The sequence below is a fragment of the Phenylobacterium kunshanense genome (assembly GCF_003254525.1).
Lineage (GTDB): Bacteria > Pseudomonadota > Alphaproteobacteria > Caulobacterales > Caulobacteraceae > Phenylobacterium > Phenylobacterium kunshanense.
This window is the reverse complement of record NZ_QFYS01000006.1, coordinates 1-15,443: the sequence shown is the minus strand read 5'-3', so window position 1 is coordinate 15,443 and position 15,443 is coordinate 1. Positions and strand designations below refer to the sequence as shown.

Sequence of the window (15,443 nt, the reverse complement as noted above, 5' to 3'; positions counted from 1 at the left end):
CCAGGCTCGTTGGACGCGGATGAATCCTGGCTGAACGGCGCTATCCCGGCAACCGCACCGTGGCCCGCAGGCCGCCGAGGGGCGAGCGGCCCAGCACGATGTCGCCGCCGTGGCCGCGGGCGACGTCGCGGGCGATGGCCAGGCCCAGCCCGACCCCCTTGGTGTTCTGGTTGCGGCTGGCGTCGAGGCGGGCGAACGCCTTGAACGCTTCCTCGTACTGATCCTCGGGGATGCCCGGGCCGTTGTCGTCGACAATGATCTCGATCCCGCCCGGGCCGCGGCGGGCGGTCACCTCGACCTGCTCGCCATGGGACGCTGCGTTCATCACCAGGTTGGAGAGCGCACGCTTGAGCGCGTTGGGTCGCGCGGTCACGACGAGCTCGGGCGCGACATCCACGGTCACCTGGGCGCCGGCGCGGCGCGCGCCTTCACTCACCGCCTCGATCAGCGGCTGCAGCGGCGCCGCCTCGGCCGCCTCGCCGCCCTCGCCGCGGGCGAAGGCGAGGTATTCGTCGATCATGTGTTCCATCTCGACCAGGTCGCGCTTCATCTCGGCCGTGCGCGCCGTGGGCTCGGACAGGGCCAGGGCCAGCTTCAGGCGGGTCAGGGGCGTGCGCAGGTCGTGACTCACGGAGGCGAGGAGGGCCGTGCGCTGTTCGATGTGGCGCTGGATGCGGCCCCGCATGTGCAGGAAGGCGGTGGCCGCCCGGCGCACTTCCCGCGCGCCCTGGGGCTTGTACGCCGGGACGTCCGCGCCCCGGCCGAAGGCCTCCGCCGCATTCGCCAGCCGCTCGATGGCCCGCACCTGGTTGCGGATGAAGAGGATGGCGATTGCGGTCAGCAGCACGGTGGCCACGGTCATCCAGAGGACGAAGATGTGCCCCTGGGTGGCGAAGGCGCGGTCCCGGGGCGCCAGCACGCGCATGACGCCGCCCCGCACGGCCACGCGGATGTCGACGTAGGCGGGGTAGCGCGTGGTGTCGAACCAGTAGGGCGCGTCGATCCGCTCGGAGAGCGCGCGGTCCAGGGAGCGGTCGATCGGCGCGAAGAACGGGCTGAGCGCCGCCGGCGGATCGCGCCGCCGCGCCGGCAGGCTGCGGCCGGGCTGGAGGGCGATCGACAGGCCCATGGACTCCTCCGCCCGCTGGGACAGCTTGGCGAAGCTCTCCGGCGTCGGGTCCTCGCGATAGCTTTCCACCGCCCAGGCGATGTCGCCCGCGAGCCCTTCGGAGAGGCGGCTGGTGACGGTCTGCCAGTGGGCGTCGAAGAAGACATAGGTGACGGCGATCTGCATCAGCGCCACGGGCAGCACGATGATCAGCAGCGAGCGGCCGAAGAGGGTGCTCGGGAGGCGCCGCTTCAGCCACCGCATCAGGACCCGCGAGGACGAAGGGAGCTTCATCGCGGGAACCTCCCCTGCGAAGAGGGGGAGGGGGACCCGAAGGGAGGAGGGGGCAGCGACGCTGCGAGGTGGCCGCAAGGCCGGCGTATGGCCCCACCGCCCCCTCCACCGCTTCGCGGTCCCCCTCCCCCATTCATGGGGGAGGTTGTGGCGCCGACGAGCTTCATCAGTCGGGGGCCAGGCGGTAGCCGACGCCGCGGACGGTCTGGAGGTAGCGGGGGGACTTCGGGTCGTCCTCGATCTTGCGACGCAGGCGGGTCACCTGCACGTCCACCGCCCGGCCGGACGGGTCGACCGTATCGCGGGCGAGCTCCATGCGGTCCACCGGCTCATGCGGCGTGCGGGCGAGTTGGCGGAGAAGGGCGACCTCGGCCTCGGTCAGCCGCACGGCCTCGCCGCTGCAGGTGAGCTCGCCGCGATCGGGATCGAAGGCGCAGCGCCCGAGCGAGAGAACGCCGCCCGCCTGTGGCTTGTCGCTGGCGCGGCGCAGGATGGCCTCGATGCGCAGCAACAGCTCCTCGGGCTCGAACGGCTTGCCGAGGTAGTCGTCGGCGCCGAGCTTCAGGCCTTCGATCCGATCGCCGGCCTCGCCGCGGGCGGTGAGCATGAGGACGGGGGTGCGGCCCGCCGCGCCCCGCTGGTCGCGAAGCCACCTCGTCAGCGAGAACCCGTCCTCGCCCGGCATCATGACGTCGAAGACCGCGAGGTCGAAGTCGAGAGTGGCGAGCAGCCGCCTGGCCGGGGCGCCGCCGGCGGCCGCCGTGACGCGGAAGCCGGCGCGGGTGAGGTATTCCTTCAGGAGTTCGCGGATGCGGTCGTCGTCGTCGACGATGAGCAGGTGGCGAGCGCGCGGCGGCGCGTCGGAGAAGGTCATCAGCGGCCTCCGGCCGGCGTGGGACTGCGCAGGCGTCCTCCAGCCAGGGCGGCCAGTATGGCGCGCGCGCCGCCCACCCGGTCCAGCCCCCCTTGGCGATAGGCGCGGCCGAGCTGGGCGCGAAGCCGCTCGCCGATGGCGGCCTCGAAGGCCTGGCCGCGGGCGGTGAGCGCGGCGCTGCGGCGGCGACCGTCCTCGTCGCCGGCGTGCTTCTCGACGAGGCCCTTGGCCGCAAGGTCCACCAGGATGCGGCTGGCCGCCTGCTTGGAGAGGCTGGTCAGGTGCGCCAGCTCCTGCACGCCGATCCCCGGACGCCGGCGCAGCAGGAAGGCTGCCCGCCAGTGCGAACGGCCCAGACCCAGCCCCTCGGCCTCCAGGCCCTGGTCGACCGCCGCCCACAGCGCCGCCTCCGCCAGCAGCAGCAGTTCGAGGCCGGCGTCGAGCTCGTCCTCGTGCAGGATCAGGCGGGGGTCGGGCGGTCCGCTCATGGGCAAGTGGTCTCAGGCTTGGCCAAACCGTTTGACGACGGGGCCCGCGGCAGGTTCAAGAGGGGCGCTTCGAAAGGAGGTTCTCCCCTCATGGCTCTTGTTCCCTTCGACGATCGCGACGGCTGGATCTGGCTGGACGGACAGTTCGTCCCCTGGCGCGAGGCGAAGGTGCACGTCCTCACCCACGGCCTGCACTATGCGTCGGCCGTGTTCGAGGGGGAACGGATGTACGGGGGCGAGATCTTCGAGCTGACGGCGCATACGGAGCGGCTGTTCGAGTCCGCGAGGATTCTGGACTTCGAAATCCCCTACACGGTGGCCGAGATCGACCAGGCCTGCAAGGACACCTGCGCCAGGAACGGTCTGACCGACGCCTACGTCCGCCCGATCGCGTGGCGCGGTTCGGAGATGATCGGCGTCTCGGCCCAGCAGACCAAGATCCACGTCGCCGTCGCGGTGTGGGACTGGCCCAGCTACTTCTCGCCTGAGGAGAAGGCCAAGGGCATCCGTCTCACCTGGGCCAAGTATAAGCGTCCGAGCCCCGAGACCGAGCCGGTGCACGCCAAGGCCACGGGCCTCTATATGATCTGCACCATCTCCAAGCACGCCGCGGAGAAGGCCGGCTACACCGACGCGATGATGCTCGACTACCGTGGCTACATCGCCGAAAGCACCGGCTCGAACGTGTTCTTCGTCAAGGACGGGGTGATCCACACGCCGACGCCCGACTGCTTCCTGAACGGCATCACCCGCCAGACGGTGATCAAACTGGCGAAGTCCAAGGGCTTCGAGGTGGTCGAGCGCCATATCCAGCCCGAGGAACTGGCCGGGTTCACGGAGTGCTTCGTGGTCGGCACGGCCGCCGAGGTCACGCCGGTGGGCGAGATCGGCGAGTACCGCTTCACGCCCGGCAACATCAGCCTCAGCCTGATGGACGACTACGCCAAGCTGGTCCGCCGCGAGCTGGTGGCGGCGTAAGAGCGCGCCCTCCCCGCGAGGGGAGGGATGACTCTAGGCCAGCACCGCGTAGGGGCGCGGATAGGCTTCGCCTCGACTGAGGTACGTGAGCCCCACGACGCAGCGCACGCCGTACCAGACGGAGGCGCCCGCCCAGACCAGCCAGGCCAGGCCCATGATCGGGAAGCCGATCAGGATCACGCTGAGGATCGCGCCGACGCCGAAGATCACGCCGCCGGCGATCATCAGGAGCAGCCCGATCCAGAAGGTGCGGATCAGGAAGGTGTAGTGGCTGGCGTTGGTCGGACCCGCCGTTTGCCGCTGGGCGTAGGCGATGACGAGGCCCACGATAGCGGTCACGCCGGTGGCGAACGCGATCAGGTACAGCGCATAGCAGACCGCCGGCATCGTCTTGTCTTCGGCGGCGTAGGTCTCGGTCATCGTCTCGGCCCTTGATCCCCGGATGGGATGAGACCTGAAAGATGGCCCCGAACCGGCGCTGCTCAAAGGCGTCACACGGTTACAAATCGGTCACCCGCGCTCTACGACGATCTCCACCCCGGCCGCTACGGCGTCGGGCGCCAGGGCCAGCGGCTTTTCCACCCGGACCCGGGCGCGGCTGACGCGCGGATCGGCGAGACAACGCTCTGCCAGGCGATGGGCGAAGGTCTCCACGAGGTGGATATGGCCCGCGCCGGCGACGGCCTGGGCCGCCTCGACGATGGTCTCGTAGTTCACGGTGTCGGTCAGGCGGTCGGAGGCGTCGGTGGGCACGTCGAGTTCGACGTCAACGATCAGCGGCTGCACGCGGCCGATCTCGTGGCGATAGACGCCGATCTCGGCCTGCACCTTCACGCCGGTGACGAAGACCTTCGAGGTGACCAGCCGCGCGACGCTCATGACAGGTGCTGCCCCGAATCGACGGCGATCATCTGTCCCGTCACGGCCCGGGCATCGATCAGGTAGGCGAGCGCCGCGCCCATCTGGGCGGGATCGACCGGGCGCCGGAGCAGGGTCGCCTCGGCTTCGGCGGCGAAGGCGTCGGCGTCCTGATGGATCGACTGCAGGGTCGGGCCCGGCCCGATGCCGTTCACGCGAATCCGCGGCGCCAGCGCCTGGGCCAGCATCCGCGTGGCGTCCCAAAGCGCGACCTTCGACAGCGTGTAGGAGAAGAAGTCGGCGCCCGGCCGCCAGACCCGCTGGTCGAGCACGTTGACGATCAGGCCCTCGCGATCCTCGGGCAGGCGGCGGGCGAAGGCCTGGCTCAGCACCAGGGGCGCGCGCAGGTTGGTCTCCATGTGGAGATCCCACGAGGCGCGATTCATGTCGGCGAAGGCGTCTTCCTCGAACACCGAGGCCGAGTTCACCAGCAGGGTGACCGGACCGAGTTCGGCCTCGACGTCGCCCACCAGGGCGACGGTGGCGCTTTCCTTGCGAAGGTCGCAGCCGAGGATCGCGGCCTTGCGCCCATAGCCTCGCACTTCGCCGGCCGCCGCCTCGGCGTCGTCGTCGATCTGCCGCACGTGGATGGCGACGTCGTAGCCAGCGCGCGCGGCGGCGGCGGCGAGGACGCGGCCGATCCGCCGCGCGCCGCCCGTCACCAGTGCTGCGCCGCGGGCGGCCATGGGCCTGTCCGCCTTAGTCGAGGCGGCCGAACTCGAAGATGTTCAGGGCCGCCATGGCCGCAACGAAAACGAGGATCTGCAGAATGCCGCTCATGGGGCCTCCGGAAGTCGATGCGGGGGCTTTAGCGAGCGCCTCGCTCCGCCGCAAGGCCGACGGGCCTTCTGAAGTTACGCCGCGTTGGGGCTTCCCCGGTTAACGCCGATCACTAATATGAGCGTTTGAAAGGCGGGGCCCGTAGCCCTTATGCCTCAACGAGAACGCCGCCAGGAGGACGTCTATGCGCGAGTACCTCAAATTCTACATCGACGGGCAGTGGGTCGACCCTGCCGAGGGCCTCAAGACGCTGGACGTCGAGAACCCGGCCACGGAAGAAGTCTGCGGCAAGATCGCCATGGGCTCGGCCGCCGATGTCGACAAGGCCGCCAAGGCCGCCCGCAAGGCCTTCGCCTCGTGGAGCCAGACCAGCCGCGAGGAGCGCCTGGAGGTGCTGGGCCGCATCCTGGCCGAGTACCAGAAGCGCTTCGGCGACCTGGCCACCGCGGTGACCGAGGAAATGGGCGCCCCGGCCTCGCTCGCCCAGCGCGCGCAGGTGCCGATCGGCATGGCCCACCTGGCCACCACCGCCGAGATCCTCAAGACCTTCAAGTTCGAGGAAGACCGTGGCCCGACGATGATCGTCAAGGAGCCGATCGGCGTCTGCGGCTTCATCACCCCCTGGAACTGGCCGCTCAACCAGATCGTCTGCAAGGTGGCCCCGGCCATCGCCACCGGCTGCACCATGGTGCTGAAGCCGTCGGAAGTGGCGCCGTTCAGCGGGCACATCTTCGCCGAGATCATGCATGCGGCGGGCGTGCCGGCCGGCGTGTTCAACCTGGTGCACGGCGACGGCCCCAACGTGGGCGCGGCGATCTCCAGCCACCCGGAAGTGGACATGGTCTCGTTCACCGGCTCGACCCGGGCCGGCATCGAGGTGGCCAAGGCGGCCGCCCCGACCGTGAAGCGCGTGGCCCAGGAGCTGGGCGGCAAGAGCCCGAACATCGTCCTGGACGACGACGCCTTCGCCAAGGGCGTGGCCCGCGGCGTGGCCACCATGATGACCAACTCGGGCCAGTCCTGTAACGCGCCCACCCGGATGCTCGTGCCGCAGAAGCGGATGGACGAGGCGATCGCGGTGGCCCGCGAGACGGCCTCGGGCATCACCGTCGGCGACCCGAACGGCAACAGCCAGCTCGGCCCGGTGGTCAACAAGACCCAGTTCGACAAGATCCAAAAGCTGATCCAGGCCGGCATCGACGAGGGCGCCACCCTCGTGACGGGCGGCGTGGGCCGACCCGAGGGCCTGGACAAGGGCTATTTCGTGAAGCCCACCGTCTTCGCGAACGTGAAGAACGACATGACCATCGCCCGGGAAGAGATCTTCGGCCCGGTGCTGTCGATCCTGGGCTACGAGAGCGTCGACGAGGCCGTGCGGGTCGGCAACGACACCGAGTACGGCCTGGCGGCCTACGTCCAGTCGGCCGACCTCGAGAAGGCCCGCGGCATCGCCCGCCAGCTTCGCGCCGGCCAGGTGTCGATCAACGGCGCGGGCGGCGACATGACCGCCCCGTTCGGCGGCTACAAGATGAGCGGCAACGGGCGCGAGTGGGGCGACTACGCCTTCCACGAGTTCCTGGAGACCAAGGCCATCCTCGGCTACGCGCCGAAGGAAGCCGCGGAGTAATCGCCCGCCCACGGACTGCGAAGGGCCGCCTCTAGGGGCGGCTCTTTTTGCTTTTGGGGTCAGTCCCCGCGCAGCCGCCGGGCGGCGCTGGTCATCAGGACCCCGAGGCCCAGCGCCGCCGACGCCAGCGATCCCAGCACGACGCCAGCCCGCGCCTGGGCCTGGAGCAGGGTGTCGGAGTCGGGGAAGGCGAGGCCCGCGATGTAGAGGCTGATCGTGAATCCCACCCCGCAGAGCGTGGAGGCGCCGTAGAGCTCCAGCCATCTGGTCCCGGTCGGCCGGCGGGCCCATTTGAACGCGAGCGCGAGCGCGGTGGCGCCGAAGACGCCAGCCTGCTTGCCCAGGAACAGCGCGGCCGCGATCCCGAGGCTCACGGGGCCGACCAGCGCGCCATCCAGCCGGAAGCCGGCGGCCGTGAAGGCGAACAGCGGCAGGACCAGGAAGGCGACGTAGGGGTGGAGCGCCTCCATGGTCTCGGTCAGCACGCCCTGGCCGCCGGGCCGCTTGGGCTCCAGCGGAAAGCAGAGGGCGGCCGCGACGCCCGCCAGGGACACATCGACCCCCGACTTCAGGGTGAACCCCCACAGGAGCAGGCCGCCCAGGGCCCAGAAGGCGTAGGGCGCGGTCCGCCATCGCGCCATCGCGGCCAGCACCGCCGTCGTCACGGCGGCGCCCGCCAGCATCGGGAAGCGCAGGTCGGCGGAGTAGAGCACCGCGATCGAGCCGACCGCCAGCAGGTCGGCGGCCATCGCCAGGGTAAGCAGGAACACCCGCAGGGGCGGCGGCGTCCTCGGGCCGGCGAGCGCCAGCGCGGCGAGGGCCAGGGCGATGTCGCTGCCCATGGTCACGGGCCAGCCTTCCAGCCGGCCTGCGGGGCCGAGGTTGAACGCCAGATAGACCAGGGCCGGGGTCAGCGCGCCGCCCAGGCCGCCGAGGATCGGCAGGGCGAGGCGGCGCGGGTTGGAGAACTCGCCGCGCAGGACCTCGTGCTTGAGCTGGAGCCCGAGGACGAAAAAGAAGATCGGCATCAGCGCCGACCGGACCCATCCCGCCACCGACATGGACTCGGCGAACGGGCCCACCTGCACGGGCACGGCCGCATGGGTGATCGCGTCATAGGCGCCGGCCCACGGCGAGTTGGCCCAGGCGATGGCCAGCCCGGCGGCGACGGGCAGCAGCAGGCCCGACCCCGTCTCTGTCTTCAGGAAGGCGAGCGTCGAGCGCGTGGACATCCCGCGTGGGTAACAAGCGGGCTCGCGGCGCTCTAGCGGATTCGGCTGGCGCCCGGCCCGCCCGGGACTATGGTTGACCCCAACAAACCCATAATTCGAGGAAACGCCGTGAGACTGGACAAGCCGCGCATCGCGCCGATGACCGACGCCGAGATGGGCCCGGAGCAGCACGAGGCGCTGAAGGAGTTCGGGCCGGGGCCGATCCTCAACATCTTCCGGACGCTGGCGCGGGCGCCGAAGGCGCTGAGCCGCTTCAACGCCTGGGGCGGCTATGTGCTGTCGCGCCGCAATGACCTGCCGGCGCGCGAGCGGGAGATCGTGATCCTGCGCGTGGGCTACCTCTGTCGCAGCGGCTACGAGTTCACGCAGCACACGCGCATCGGCCTCCAGTCGGGCCTGACCGCGGACGAGATCGAGCGGATCAAGCGGGGCGTGGACGCCGGGTGGAGCGCAGCCGATGCGGCCCTGATCCGGGCCACGGACGAGTTGCACGCCGACCAGTTCATCACCGACGCCACCTGGGGCGAGCTCGGGCGCCACTTCACCGCCAAGCAGTGCATGGACCTGGTCTTCACCGTCGGCCAATACACCCAGGTCTCGATGATGCTGAACACCTTCGGCGTGCAGGTGGAGGGCGACCAAGTCGTCGATCCCGAGCTGAAGGTCCGCTGACGTGGCCGGGCGGCTCGCGGGCAAGGCCGCGGTGGTCGTCGGGGCGGGCCAGACTCCCGGCGAGACGATCGGCAACGGCCGCGCCATGGCCCTGCTGTTCGCGCGTGAGGGGGCCAGCGTTCTGTGCGTCGACCGCATCGCTGAACGGGCCGAGGAGACGGCCGGCATGATCCTGGAGGCCGGGGGGACCGCCTCGGCGCTGCAGGCCGACGTCTCGCGCGCGGCCGACGCCCAGCGGATCGCGGACGAGGCGGCGGCGCGCCTGGGCCGCCTCGACATCCTGGTCAACAACGTCGGCATCGGCGGCGGGGACGCGCCGGCCCATGCGGTGGAGGAGGCGGCCTTCGACCGCATCCTGTCGGTGAACCTCAAGGGGACCTGGCTGGTCACCAAGGCGGCGCTGGCGGTGATGCGGGCCCAGCGGTCGGGCGCGATCGTCAACATCTCGTCCCTGGCGGCGCGGGCGGGCGGGATCCAGGTGGCCTACGAGGTGTCGAAGGCGGCGGTGAACCGGCTGACCCAGAGCGTCGCTCAGTCCCAGGCCCGCTACGGCATCCGCTGCAACGCCGTGCAGCCGGGGCTGATGGACACGCCGATGGCCGTGGCCGGCATCGCGGGCGCCAGCGGCCGGACGCAGGCCGAAGTGCGGGCCGAGCGGGACGCGCGGGTGCCCCTGGGCGGCAAGATGGGCACGGCCTGGGACACCGCTCACGCGGCGCTGTTCCTGGCCTCGGACGAGGCGGGATTCATCACCGGCGTGATCCTGCCGGTGGACGGCGGCATGGGCGTGCGGATCGGCTGATGTAAGCCGAATATAATGGCGCTGGGCGGGACCGGCCTCTATCTAGGGGCCATGTCTGCACAGCGAGCCCTCGGGCGGCGCGTGTCCGCGCTGCAGGACTTCCTGCGCCAGGAGGCGGCAGGCGGCTACGTCCTGATGGCGGCCGCGGCCCTGGCCCTCATCGTCGCCAACTCTCCCCTGGCGGGGACCTACTTCGCCGTCCTCGACACCAAGATCGGCTTCGACCTGGGGCCGCTCGCGCTGCACGAGACGGTGCTGCACTGGATCAACGACGGGCTGATGGCCCTGTTCTTCCTGCTCGTGGGCCTGGAGATCAAGCGCGAGGTCCTCGACGGAGAGCTGTCCCGGCCGTCCCGGATCGTTCTGCCCGGACTGGCGGCGCTGGGCGGGGTGGTCGTGCCGGCGCTGATCTATGTGGCCTTCAACGCGGGGAATCCCGAGGCCGTGCGCGGCTGGGCGATTCCGGCGGCGACCGACATCGCCTTCGCTCTGGGCGTCCTGGCTCTGGCGGGCGACCGGGTGCCCGCCTCGCTGAAGATTTTCCTGACGGCCCTGGCGGTGCTGGACGACCTGGCGGCGATCATCATCATCGCCGTCTTCTACACGGCCGAGCTGCACATGGCGGCCCTGGCCGGAGCGGGCGGCGCGCTGGCTCTGCTGATCGTCTTCAATCGGCTGAAGGTGCAGGCGCTGTGGCCGTACCTGCTGGTCGGGCTGGTCCTCTGGTACTGCGTCCTGGAGTCTGGGGTCCACGCGACCCTGGCCGGCGTCGCGCTGGCCATGACGATCCCGCTCAAGCGGACGCCCGCCAAGCCGGACTCGCACACGACCTCGCCCCTGCACCGGCTGGAGCACCTGCTGCACAGGCCGGTGGCCTTCTTGGTGATTCCGATCTTCGGCTTCGCCAACGCCGGCCTGGCGCTCGGGGAACTGACCCTGCGCCACTTCACCGACACGATCCCGCTCGGGATCGCCCTGGGCCTGTTCTTCGGCAAGCAGATCGGGATCTTCCTGACCTCGATGCTCATCATCCGCCTGGGGTGGGCCGACATGCCGCGCAACGCCTCGGTGGGGCAGCTCTATGGGGTCTCCGTCGTCTGCGGCATCGGCTTCACGATGAGCCTCTTCGTGGGCAACCTCGCCTTCACGTCACCGGAGTTGCTCGCCGAGACGAAGGCCGGGGTTTTCATCGGGTCCCTGGCCTCCGCGATCCTCGGACTGACGCTGCTCAAGATCTTTGGGCCTGACCTGAAGGGCGCGCCCTCGCCGGGCCGACGGGCGGCAGAGGGCGGAACGGCTTCCTAGGTCGCGGCGTTAGCCGGTCTCCCTGAAATCGCCCGAGGAGACGCGGCGTGAACAACCTCATCTACCTCGTCGGCCTGGTGGTCGTCGTCCTGCTGGTGCTGAGCTTCCTGGGCATCGCCTAGTTGCCGGCCGCCGCGCCAGCGCCTTAGTTGGCGCAATGCCTGTCTCGTCCGCCTACCAGCCCGACCCGCTCTTCCCGGACCTGGGTCCCGAGTTCGCGGACCCTGTCGAGGCGGCGCGCTTTCCCAAGACCATCCTGCGCCACCGGAACGACCGGGCGGCGGCGACGGTGGGGCTGGACGCTCTGACCGACGCCGAATGGGTCGCCCATTTCGGCCGGTTCGAGCCGCTGCCGGGCAACATCGATCCGCCCCGGTCGATGCGCTACCACGGCCACCAGTTCCGGACCTACAACCCCGAGCTGGGGGACGGCCGCGGCTTCCTGTTCGCCCAGCTTCGCGAGGCGGGGACGGGGCGACTGCTGGACCTCGGCACCAAGGGGTCCGGCCAGACGCCGTGGTCGCGCTCGGGCGACGGCCGGCTGACCCTGAAGGGCGGCGTGCGCGAGGTGCTGGCGACCGCGATGCTGGAGGCCCTGGGCGTTCCCACGTCGCGCTCGTTCTCGCTGGTGGAGACGGGCGAGGACCTCGTCCGCGGCGACGAGCCCAGCCCGACCCGCTCTTCGGTTCTGGTGCGACTGTCGCACAGCCACATCCGCTTCGGGACCTTCCAGCGGCACGCCTTCTTCGAGCGGGCCGATCGGGTCGACCTGCTGATCGAGCACGTGATCGAGGCCTACTACCCCGAGCTCGCCGGCGCGAAGGACAGGGCCGCGGCCCTGCTGGCGGCGGTGGTGGCCAGGGCCGCCCGGCTGACCGCGCGGTGGATGGCCGCCGGGTTCGTCCACGGCGTGCTCAACACCGACAACATGAACATCACGGGCGAGAGCTTCGACTACGGTCCCTACCGGTTCCTGCCCTACTCCGATCCCAACTTCGTGGCCGCCTACTTCGACCAGACGGGACTCTACAGTTTCGGCCGGCAGCCCGAGGCGGTGTTCTGGAACCTGCAGCAGCTCGCCGGCTGCTTCAGCCTGGTGACCCAGACCGACCCGCTGGTGGATGCGCTGAACACCTTCGGCGCGGCATACCGGCGCGAGCTGGCGGCGGCGATGGTCGCACGGCTGGGCGTCGTTGCGCAGGGCGAGGAGGCGGACGCAGCCTTCGTGCAATCCGCCTTCCGGGCCCTGGCCGAGGGCGGCGAGCGCGTGCGCTGGGAGCCGTTCTTCTTCGACTGGTTCGGCGGCCGGGACGACCGCGCCCTGGCGGGGCCGCGGGCCGCCCTCTACGCCGAGCCGCCGTTCGCGGAGTTTCGCGAGCGCCTGGCGGCGTATTCCGCGGACAGGCCGGAGCGTCTCGCGCACGCCTATTTCGCGGCGGCGGAGCCCGAGGAGCTGCTCTACGACCAGATCGAGGCGCTCTGGGCGCCGATCGCGCAGGCCGACGACTGGTCGGCGTTTGAGGCGAAGCTGGCGCGGATCGAGGTCGCGCGGCAGGGCTGGGGTTTCAGCTAGCCCCGCGCGCGCGAGGCCCACTGCGCCAGGACGACACCCGCCAGGGTGACCGCCGCGCCCAGGCCCTGCAGCGGGCCAATGGCCTCGGCGAACAGGACCCAGCCGAGGGCGGCGGCGACCACGGGCTGGACGAGCACCGTGACCGAAGCCGTGGAGGTGGGCAGGCGGCCCATGGCCCAGGCGATGGCGCCCTGGCCGGTCACATGCATGACCCCGAGGCCGACGAGGGCCGCCCAGCCGCTGGGCGTGGCGGGAGTCAGCGGTTCGCCCAGCGCCACCGCGGCGGCCAGCAGCAGCGGGACGCCTGTGACCCCGGCCCAGAACATCATCTGGCTGGCCCCGGTCGACTTGCGGCCTTCGGCCATGGTCAGGAAATAGAGCGCGTACCAGAGGGCGGTGGTCACCGAGAGGGCGTCGCCCAGCGGCTGGTTCAGCGGCGCGCCGCCGCCCTTGGCGTAGGCCATCAGCGAGGCGCCGCCCACCGCGGCCGCCACCGCCACCAGGAACAGGCCGCCGGGGCGCTGGCGCAGGAAGATCCAGGCGAAGGCGGTGACCACCACGGGCGTCAGGTTGGTGAGGACGGTGGCGTTGGCGACCGAGGTGTAGCGGATGCCGTAGTGCCAGAACCCCAGGTCGAGGGCGAAGAACAAGCCGGCCCACAGCGCCATCCGCGGCGGGGCGCCGAGGCCGCCCGAGGCCTGCCGCGCCATCAGCGCCAGCAGCGGCAGGGCGAAGACCAGCCGCCAGAACCCCGTCGCCGCCGGGCCGGCGTGGGCCAGCCGAACCAGGATCGCCGCCAGGCCGATGACGCAGGCGCCGCCGATGAGGGCGGCGAGCGCGGTCCAGCGCGGGGGCGAGGGGGCGGGGGCGTCAGTCAAGGCCGAGCTCGCGGCGCAGGACGGCGGGCGTGACGCCGCGGTCCCGGATGGACCTCAATGTCTCTGCGCGGTCGCGCTTGGCCAGCCGCTTGCCGTCGGGACCGAGGATCAGGCGGTGGTGGTGATAGGTCGGCGTCGGCAGGTCCAGCAGCGCCTGCAGCAGGCGGTGGACATGCGGCGCGTCGGCGAGGTCGACGCCGCGGATGACGTGGGTGATCCCCTGCAGCGCGTCGTCGACCACCGAGGCCAGATGGTAGGACACCCGCACGTCCTTGCGCGCCAGGACCACGTCGCCGCCCAGCTCGGGCCGCGCCCGGATCTCGCCCTCGCCCTCGACAACATAGGTTAGGCGGTCGAAGCCGCCCAGGACCGCCTCGGCCCGGTCCAGCGACAGGCGCCAGGCGTAGGACTCGCCGGCGGCCACGCGGCGCGCTTCCTCGTCGGGCGGCAGCGGGGCGCCGCGGAAGGCTTCCATGGGGCCATGCGGCGCCGCGGCGGACTGCGCCTGCAGCTCGGCGCGGGTGCGGAAGCAGCGGTAGAGGACGCCCATCGCCTCCAGACGGGAGAGGGCGGCGTCGTAGTCCGCCATGTGCTCGGACTGCCGGCGGACCGGGGTTTCCCAGCTAAGGCCCAGCCAGGCCAGATCGTCGTAGATCGCCGCCTCGTACTCTGGCCGGCAGCGGGTGGCGTCGATGTCCTCTATCCGCAGCAGGAACCGGCCGCCGGCCGCCCGCGCGGCGTCGAAGGCGGTCAGCGCCGAGAAGGCGTGGCCCTTGTGCAGGAAGCCGGTCGGCGAGGGTGCGAAACGGGTGACGAACACCCGCCGCGCTCTATCAGTCCCGGTTCAGCGAAGGAAAGAGGCCGAGGTGATTGAACACCGCCTCCAGGAACGGCTTCTCCCCGCCCAACTCGGCCTTGAGCTGGTCGAACTGCTTGAAGCCGGCCATCTCGGCCAGGCCGTGCCCGGCGCACCAGGCGGCGATGGTGGCCAGCTCAAGGTCGACCGCCTGCGCGGGGTCGGAGCCCAGCTCGACCATGGTGTCGCGCACCATGCAGTAGGCGCTGTCGTCCTTGCCGTCGTGCATCTCGATCGGCAGGGCTTCCTTGTCGCGGGCGGCGTCGTACATGACGCGGTAGAGGGCCGGGTTCTCGCGGGCGAAGCAGACGTAGGCGATGCCGAGCGCGCTAAGCTTGTGCGCGCCCTCGGCGGCGCTCTTCGCCGTGTCCATCGCCTGATGCAGCATCTCCCAGCCTTCATGGGCCACGGCGTCGAGCAGCTCGGCCTTGTCCTTGAAGTGGTGGTAGGGCGCCGCCGGGCTGACGCCCGCCTCCCTGGCCACGGCGCGAAGCGACAGGGCGCTGGGGCCTTCGGACTCCAGCAGGCGGCGCGCCGCATCCACCAGGGCTCGGCGCAGATCGCCGTGATGGTAGGGGCGGGATTCGACGCTTTTAGCTTCGCTCATAGCCTTACCATAATTTCATATCTAAGCGCCGTACAGATGTCTTGACCGCTCAGCTTGTCGCACCTATCTGAGCGGTGCTCAAATGAATCTGAGCGTCGTTCAAATAAGAAACACCCCCGCTCCCCCGGGGATCCAACTGAAAGGTGTGTGTCATGTCTCTCGCGAAGTTCGAACGTCTCTTCGACCGTCTCGCCCCCTCGTTCCTGCTGTTCCTCGGCCTGACTGCGGCCGTGGCCACGGCGGGCCTGGGCGTCTGAGCTCCCCCTCAAAGCGGTCGTAACGACGAGTCAGGGGCCCGCACGCGGGCCCCTTTTTCGTGGGCGGATGGCGGGTGGGTGACGGCATCCGGCGCGCGAAGACGGCGCTGCGCAACGGCGGCGTGTGGACTGCGGGCGCTCCTGCGAGAGCAGACGGTCTGGATGTCGGTGAAGGGTGGAGGTTGTGAACCCTC

Annotated in this window: 16 protein-coding genes; 6 read left to right on the top strand and 10 right to left on the bottom strand. The window is 70.7% G+C overall.

What is annotated here, in order from left to right:
* Window positions 1–40 precede the first annotated feature (40 nt).
* From DJ019_RS13595 to DJ019_RS13585, 3 genes are all read right to left on the bottom strand, one after another.
* Window positions 41–1,402, bottom strand: a complete 1,362-nt coding sequence (locus DJ019_RS13595) for an ATP-binding protein (RefSeq protein ID WP_111276599.1) — start codon at window positions 1,400–1,402, stop codon at window positions 41–43.
* A 166-nt stretch (window positions 1,403–1,568) separates the two neighbouring features.
* Window positions 1,569–2,276 (bottom strand): response regulator, encoded by a 708-nt coding sequence (locus DJ019_RS13590; protein ID WP_111276598.1) that lies wholly within the window; start codon window positions 2,274–2,276, stop codon window positions 1,569–1,571.
* The gene (locus DJ019_RS13585) at window positions 2,276–2,764 is read right to left on the bottom strand and encodes a MarR family winged helix-turn-helix transcriptional regulator (protein WP_111276597.1); all 489 of its coding nucleotides are present in this window, start codon (window positions 2,762–2,764) and stop codon (window positions 2,276–2,278) included. Before DJ019_RS13585 ends, DJ019_RS13590 begins: the two co-directional genes overlap by 1 nt.
* A 90-nt stretch (window positions 2,765–2,854) precedes the next feature.
* On the opposite strand from DJ019_RS13585, the gene DJ019_RS13580 reads away from it, so the two are divergent.
* Window positions 2,855–3,742 (top strand): branched-chain amino acid aminotransferase, encoded by an 888-nt coding sequence (locus DJ019_RS13580; RefSeq protein WP_111276596.1) that lies wholly within the window; start codon window positions 2,855–2,857, stop codon window positions 3,740–3,742.
* Between the two features lie 33 nt (window positions 3,743–3,775).
* On the opposite strand, the gene DJ019_RS13575 is transcribed toward DJ019_RS13580, so the two are convergent.
* The 3 genes from DJ019_RS13575 to DJ019_RS13565 form a co-directional block, all read right to left on the bottom strand.
* Complete coding sequence (locus DJ019_RS13575; RefSeq protein ID WP_111276595.1) at window positions 3,776–4,162, bottom strand: DUF4870 family protein; 387 nt, start codon at window positions 4,160–4,162, stop codon at window positions 3,776–3,778.
* Between the two features lie 90 nt (window positions 4,163–4,252).
* A complete protein-coding gene (folB, locus tag DJ019_RS13570; RefSeq protein WP_111276594.1) occupies window positions 4,253–4,621 on the bottom strand; it encodes a dihydroneopterin aldolase in 369 nt (122 codons plus the stop codon).
* Window positions 4,618–5,346, bottom strand: a complete 729-nt coding sequence (locus DJ019_RS13565) for an SDR family oxidoreductase (protein ID WP_111276593.1) — start codon at window positions 5,344–5,346, stop codon at window positions 4,618–4,620. The genes folB and DJ019_RS13565 overlap by 4 nt, the downstream gene beginning before the upstream one ends.
* A gap of 278 nt (window positions 5,347–5,624) precedes the next feature.
* On the opposite strand from DJ019_RS13565, the gene DJ019_RS13560 reads away from it, so the two are divergent.
* Window positions 5,625–7,067 carry an aldehyde dehydrogenase family protein gene (locus tag DJ019_RS13560; protein WP_111276592.1) on the top strand — a complete coding sequence of 481 codons (1,443 nt, stop codon included), beginning with the start codon at window positions 5,625–5,627 and terminating at the stop codon, window positions 7,065–7,067.
* 59 nt (window positions 7,068–7,126) lie between these two features.
* Here the strand turns inward: DJ019_RS13560 and nhaA (DJ019_RS13555) are convergent, their stop codons facing one another.
* Window positions 7,127–8,299 carry a Na+/H+ antiporter NhaA gene (nhaA, locus tag DJ019_RS13555; protein ID WP_111276591.1) on the bottom strand — a complete coding sequence of 391 codons (1,173 nt, stop codon included), beginning with the start codon at window positions 8,297–8,299 and terminating at the stop codon, window positions 7,127–7,129.
* A gap of 108 nt (window positions 8,300–8,407) precedes the next feature.
* Here nhaA (DJ019_RS13555) and DJ019_RS13550 point away from each other — a divergent pair, with 108 nt between their 5' ends.
* The 4 genes from DJ019_RS13550 to DJ019_RS13535 all read left to right on the top strand — a co-directional run bounded on the left by DJ019_RS13550 (window position 8,408) and on the right by DJ019_RS13535 (window position 12,651).
* Complete coding sequence (locus DJ019_RS13550) at window positions 8,408–8,971, top strand: carboxymuconolactone decarboxylase family protein (RefSeq protein WP_111276590.1); 564 nt, start codon at window positions 8,408–8,410, stop codon at window positions 8,969–8,971.
* Window position 8,972: 1 nt separating this feature from the next.
* Entirely contained in the window at window positions 8,973–9,773 is an 801-nt protein-coding gene (locus tag DJ019_RS13545) for an SDR family NAD(P)-dependent oxidoreductase (RefSeq protein ID WP_111276589.1), read from the top strand.
* A 51-nt stretch (window positions 9,774–9,824) separates the two neighbouring features.
* Window positions 9,825–11,078 carry a Na+/H+ antiporter NhaA gene (gene nhaA, locus DJ019_RS13540; RefSeq protein ID WP_111276848.1) on the top strand — a complete coding sequence of 418 codons (1,254 nt, stop codon included), beginning with the start codon at window positions 9,825–9,827 and terminating at the stop codon, window positions 11,076–11,078.
* A 157-nt stretch (window positions 11,079–11,235) separates the two neighbouring features.
* On the top strand, window positions 11,236–12,651 hold the full coding sequence (locus DJ019_RS13535) for a protein adenylyltransferase SelO (protein WP_111276588.1): 1,416 nt from the start codon (window positions 11,236–11,238) through the stop codon (window positions 12,649–12,651).
* Here DJ019_RS13535 and DJ019_RS13530 read toward each other — a convergent pair.
* From DJ019_RS13530 to DJ019_RS13520, 3 genes are read right to left on the bottom strand one after another with little or no spacing between them, the layout of a single operon-like run.
* Window positions 12,648–13,529 (bottom strand): DMT family transporter, encoded by an 882-nt coding sequence (locus DJ019_RS13530; RefSeq protein ID WP_111276587.1) that lies wholly within the window; start codon window positions 13,527–13,529, stop codon window positions 12,648–12,650. The two genes, DJ019_RS13535 and DJ019_RS13530, sit on opposite strands and share 4 nt — an antisense overlap.
* Window positions 13,522–14,349, bottom strand: a complete 828-nt coding sequence (gluQRS, locus tag DJ019_RS13525; RefSeq protein ID WP_111276586.1) for a tRNA glutamyl-Q(34) synthetase GluQRS — start codon at window positions 14,347–14,349, stop codon at window positions 13,522–13,524. The genes DJ019_RS13530 and gluQRS overlap by 8 nt, the downstream gene beginning before the upstream one ends.
* Before the next feature lie 13 nt (window positions 14,350–14,362).
* Window positions 14,363–14,992, bottom strand: coding sequence for a TetR/AcrR family transcriptional regulator (locus DJ019_RS13520; protein WP_111276585.1), 630 nt, complete (start codon window positions 14,990–14,992; stop codon window positions 14,363–14,365).
* Between the last annotated feature and the right edge of the window lie 451 nt (window positions 14,993–15,443).